The organism is Chryseobacterium sp. VD8 (assembly GCF_037149975.1).
In the GTDB taxonomy this organism is placed as follows: domain Bacteria; phylum Bacteroidota; class Bacteroidia; order Flavobacteriales; family Weeksellaceae; genus Chryseobacterium; species Chryseobacterium indicum.
The window spans coordinates 1-5,695 of record NZ_JBBCQL010000264.1 but is presented as its reverse complement, the minus strand read 5'-3'; the positions used below and the strand labels follow the sequence as shown (position 1 = coordinate 5,695).

The following is a 5,695-nucleotide window of genomic DNA, read 5'->3' as shown; positions in this document are numbered from 1 at the left end:
AATTGTTGAAGTTCAGAAAAAAACAGTTTCCACTATATTTAATGAAGCGAAAAAATTAATCGCTGCAGGAAATACAAAGGAAGGAGGATTTAAATTGCTTCAGGCTTACAGAGGTCTTCCTAAGAGTAGACAATTAATTAAATTCTTATCGGAAAGCGGAAACCGTGCATTGCTTCAGAAAGTAGAAGCGCAGTATATGCAGGACAACAACCGCGATATGCCGATTGTAGATAAAGATCTTTACTTCGTTATTGAAGAAAAAAACAATCAGGTTGATCTTACAGACAAAGGTGTTGAATACATGTCTCAAGGAAACTCTGATCCTAACTTCTTCGTACTTCCGGACATCGGAACTGAAATCGCAGAACTGGAAGCTAAAAATTTATCTAAAGAAGAAGAATTCGAAGCGAAAGAAAGACTTTTCTCTGATTTTGCAGAAAAATCTGAAAGAGTTCACACGATGAGCCAGTTGCTGAAAGCATACACATTATTTGAAAAAGATGATGAATATGTGGTTATTGACGGTGAGGTAAAAATCGTTGATGAACAGACTGGTCGTATCATGGAAGGAAGACGTTATTCAGACGGTCTTCACCAGGCGATCGAAGCGAAAGAAAATGTAAAAATCGAAGCTGCAACGCAGACTTTTGCAACCATTACCCTTCAGAATTATTTCCGTATGTACAATAAACTTGCGGGGATGACGGGTACTGCGGAAACAGAAGCTGGCGAGCTTTGGGAGATTTATAAATTAGATGTAGTGGTAATTCCCACCAACCGTCCGATTTTAAGACACGACAAACAGGATTTGGTTTACAAAACCAACAGAGAAAAATACAATGCTGTAATTGAAGAGGTTGAAAAACTGACGGCTGCAGGAAGACCTGTTCTGGTAGGTACAACTTCTGTTGAAATTTCACAGTTATTATCAAAAGCCCTTCAGTTAAGAAAAATTCCGCATCAGGTTCTGAACGCGAAGCTTCACAAAAAAGAAGCGGAAATTGTTGCAGGAGCAGGGCAGCCGGGCGTTGTAACCATTGCAACCAACATGGCAGGTCGTGGTACGGATATTAAATTATCTAAAGAGGTAAAAGAAGCAGGAGGTCTGGCAATCATCGGTACAGAAAGACACGATTCAAGACGTGTTGACAGACAGTTGAGAGGTAGAGCAGGAAGACAGGGAGATCCGGGAAGTTCTCAGTTCTATGTTTCTCTGGAAGATAACTTAATGCGTTTATTCGGTTCTGAAAGAATTGCAAAAATGATGGACAGAATGGGGCATAAGGAAGGTGAAGTGATTCAGCATTCCATGATCTCAAAATCCATTGAAAGAGCGCAGAAAAAAGTAGAGGAAAACAACTTCGGAACAAGAAAAAGACTTCTTGAGTACGATGATGTAATGAACAAGCAGCGTGACGTTATTTATAAGAGAAGAAAGAACGCTTTGTTCGGAGATCACCTGAAGTACGACATCACCAATATGATCTTTGACGTGGCAAATTCTATTGCTGCAAAAGGAAAAGCGACAGGAAGCTATAAAGATTTCGAATACGAGATCATCAAAACATTTACGATGGAATCTCCGGTTTCCGAGAACGATTTCAAGAATAAAACGGTTCAGGATTTAACGAACATTTTATTCAAGGCGGCTCAGGAAGATTATCAGATGAAACTGAACTTACTGAAAGAAAAATCTTTCCCGATTATCGAGAATGTTTATCAGAATCAGGGTTCAATGTTCAGAATGATCCAGGTTCCGTTTACAGACGGTCATAAAACAATGACGATCGTAACCGATCTTAAAGAAGCTTATGAAACGCAGTGCGACAGCTTAATCAACGATTTTGAAAAGAACATTACGTTATCCATCATCGATGAAAACTGGAAGCTTCACCTTCGTGAAATGGACGATTTAAGAAGATCTTCTCAGGGAGCTGTTTACGAGCAGAAAGATCCGTTAGTAATCTACAAGCAGGAATCTTTCCACTTATTCAGCGAAATGATTGATAAATTAAACAAAGAGATTATCTCATTCTTATACAAAGGTGAAATTCCTGCATAAGAATTATTAACCATACTTTAAAAACCGTTACAATTCAGTTTGTAACGGTTTTTTGTTGCTCTTTCCATTTCTTTTTATGACAAAAATCAATTTTATTATTTATTTAGAATAATTAAAAACAATATATTTGCATAAAAATTTAGGGTTTCATGAAAAATGTACTGATCTGTGCTTCGCTGTTAGGTTCTATGCTAACGTTTGCTCAGGAAAAAGATTCAATTAAAGGAAATGATATTGAAGAGGTAATTGTAAATGGAAAGTATTACAAGAAATATGTTGAAAAAGAAGGTTCTTCTTCTATTCGTCTGGACGAAGAATTAATCAAGATTCCTCAGAATGTTTCCATCATTACAAACAGAGCACTGGAAGATCAACAGGTTACCACTTTGGGAGACGGTGTTCTTAGAAACGTTGCGGGAGCTCAAAGGCTTGAACATTGGGGAGATATGTACACCAGAGTAAATATGAGAGGTTCCAGAGCCGCAGCTTTCATGAATGGAGTGAATGTAACTTCAAACTGGGGACCGCTTAGCGAAGATATGTCTTATGTAGACCACATTGAATTTGTAAAAGGACCATCCGGATTTTTGATGTCTAACGGTGAACCAAGCGGAATTTACAATATCGTTACCAAAAAACCGACAGGACAGTCTTTAAACGGTTCTGCAAGAGTAACTCTCGGAAGCTTTAATATGTACAGAGGAGAAGCCGATGTAGATACTAAAATTACAGATAAAGTGGCTTTCAGATTAAATTTAATGGCTCAGAATAAAAACAGTTTCAGAGACTATGAATTTAATGACAGATACATCATCAATCCTTCCTTAAAGGTAAATCTTACCGATAAAACGACTTTAACAGCAGAATATATTTATCAGAAAGCAAAAATGTCTGAAGTAGGTTCTGCCTACGTTTTCAGCTATGAAGGCTATGCCACAAAACCGGTTGAATACACCATGACCGATCCCGGAATTGCACCCACCAATGTGGATAATAATACCGTAAATGTAAATATTCAACATAAGTTTAACAGCAACTGGAAACTGACTTCACAGCTTACTTATGTGAATGAATACACCTTGGGAAGCGACATCTGGCCTTCTCAATTTTTACCGAATGGAGACATGATCAGAACGCTTTATTTTTGGGAAGCCAGCAATGTGATGAAATTCGGGCAGGTATTTCTTAACGGTTACTTCAAAACAGGAGCTGTTTCTCATAAAATCTTAACAGGGCTGGATCTCGGCTCTAAAAAATATATGGCAGACTGGAATCAAAAACATGATTTAGACACAGCCGCAAAACCTTTTAATATCAATTCCACTACATACAGCCCGCCTTCCAACGGATATGCACAGTTTGATACAAGCACTTCGCTGGAAAGCAGAGCAACACCTTACGGAACTATTGAACAAAACTATACCGGATTGTATATTCAGGATGAATTAGGATTTTTTAATGATGCTTTGAGATTAACCCTTGCTGCGCGTTATACCAATGTGAAAGAAAATTCTTACGGAACCAAAGCAGAAGCAGACAAAATTACACCGCGAATCGGAATAAGCTATTCGATTGACGATAATACTTCTGTGTATGGTTTATACGATCAGTCTTTCGTTCCTCAGGCAGGGTTTTTCAGAACCGGAGGAATTCCAAAACCTATCACTGGAAATAATATGGAAGTTGGGGTGAAAAGAGACTGGTTCGGCGGAAAATGGAATACCACGTTGTCTTTGTACAATATCATCAAAAGAAATTCTACGGTTGCAGATCCTGCAAACAGCGCTCTTGAAAACTTTATCATTGATCTGGGCAAAACAAGAGTTCAGGGAATTGAATTTGATCTGAAAGGTGAAATCACAAGAGGATTTAATGCCATCTTTAACTATGCTTTCACGGAAAACAAAATCACAGAATCCAATGATCCTGTAAAGAATCCTGTAGGAATGAGAATTCCGGGTTATGCGAAACACACGATGAACGGATGGCTAAACTATACCTTTACACAGGGAACTCTGGAAGGTTTCGGGTTATCTTTTGGAGGAACCTATCTTGCAGACCGAAGCAGTTGGAACTGGGCAAATAGCGGAACGCAGAAAGACATGGACGATTATGTAAAATTTGATGCGGGACTTTCGTGGGAAAACACAAAATTCAGAGTCGGACTTAATGTCTTCAATGTTTTCAACAGGTATCTTTATTCGGGATCGCCATACGGAGCCTACTATTATTATCAGGCTGAAGCCCCGAGAAACTTCAGACTTTCTGTCGGATATAAATTTTAATTATCAATCATAAAAGTTAGCCTTTCCGGAGGCTGACTTTTCTTTCATTAAAAGTTTAATAAAAATGAGGAAAAAGCATCATCACAAAAAAAAGCCGGATGCCTTTAAAAAATGGACGGGAAAACTGCATTTGTGGCTCGGTCTTGGGATTGGATTTCTGATCTTCATTATTTCGATAACGGGAGCATTGTACGTTTTCAAGGATGAAATTGAAAATGCGACAAGAAAAGACGTGATCTATCATAACGAGCAGAACATCGATCAGAAACAGGTTCTTCCGATAAGAACACTGGAAAAAGCAGTGGTTTCGCAGGTAAAAGAAAAATATCCTGTGCATTGGGTGAATATTCCGATTGATAAAAAGATGTCTTACCTATTTTACTGGTACGAACATGATCCGAAAGGCTGGAATTATTTTGATGAATTTCCCATCTATAAAGTAGCTTATGTAAATCCTTACAGCGGAAAGGTTCTAGGAACGTACGATGAGAAAAACGGATTTTTCCAGATCGTTAAAATGATCCACTGGAGTTTTCTCTTAAAGCAATCCTGGGGAACCTATGTTGTGGGAATTCCTGTGCTGATCTTTGTATTCATGCTGATTTCCGGAATTATTCTATGGTGGCCTAAAAATAAAGCGGCAAGAAAACAGCGTTTCTCCTTCAAATGGAAAAATGTAAAAAACTGGAAAAGAAAAAACTATGACCTTCACAATGTTTTAGGTTTTTACGCTTCCGTTTTCGCGCTGATTTTCTCCATTACCGGATTGTTTTACGCCTTTCTATTCGTTCAGTCATCAATATATTTCATCTTTTCAGGAGGAAAAACGGCTTATCCCGACTTTTCATCCATCAAAACAAAAGCACCGATTGAATGGAGAACCGAAGGAACTTTAGACAAAATAAGCAATACCGTTAAAGCAAAATATCCCGATTCCTATAACTTTTCCATCGATCTCGGACACGAACATATGGACGACCACGAACATCCGAATTTTGAAGTCTATGTAAAACACCTCTCCTATTCCTATCACAAAAGCAGCAGTTTAATCTTTGATGAAAACTCGGGAGAACTGCTTCACACGCACGATATGAAAGACAAAAATTTCGGCGAAAAAACAGTGGGAGCCAACTACGATATCCATGTCGGATCTATATTGGGACTTCCCACAAAGATCATTGCTTTCACTGTAAGTCTGATATGTGCCTCATTACCCGTTACAGGCTTTATGATCTGGTGGGGAAGAAGAAAAAAGAAAACACCGAAAACAACATAATATTTTTTTTAAATAAATCTTAGGTTAATCGTCTCAGAATACAATCTTTTTTATAATTTTAACCTTTTAGAA

The 5,695-nt window shown here is 38.1% G+C and carries 3 protein-coding genes; all 3 read left to right on the top strand.

From position 1 onward, the window contains the following. Nucleotides 1-2,062, top strand: a 2,062-nt coding sequence (locus WFK35_RS19870; RefSeq protein WP_336734158.1) for a preprotein translocase subunit SecA, incomplete at its 5' end; no start/stop codon positions are given. A 149-nt stretch (nt 2,063-2,211) separates the two neighbouring features. Further along, on the top strand, nt 2,212-4,347 hold the full coding sequence (locus WFK35_RS19865) for a TonB-dependent siderophore receptor (RefSeq protein WP_336734155.1): 2,136 nt from the start codon (nt 2,212-2,214) through the stop codon (nt 4,345-4,347). 64 nt (nt 4,348-4,411) lie between these two features. Continuing rightward, complete coding sequence (locus WFK35_RS19860) at nt 4,412-5,623, top strand: PepSY-associated TM helix domain-containing protein (protein ID WP_336734153.1); 1,212 nt, start codon at nt 4,412-4,414, stop codon at nt 5,621-5,623. Nucleotides 5,624-5,695 lie beyond the last annotated feature (72 nt).

What these genes read in the sequence shown, in the direction of transcription:
- WFK35_RS19865 (WP_336734155.1), top strand. Translation starts at nt 2,212, where the DNA reads ATGAAAAATGTACTGATCTGTGCTTCGCTGTTAGGTTCTATGCTAACG.
- WFK35_RS19860 (WP_336734153.1), top strand. Translation starts at nt 4,412, where the DNA reads ATGAGGAAAAAGCATCATCACAAAAAAAAGCCGGATGCCTTTAAAAAA.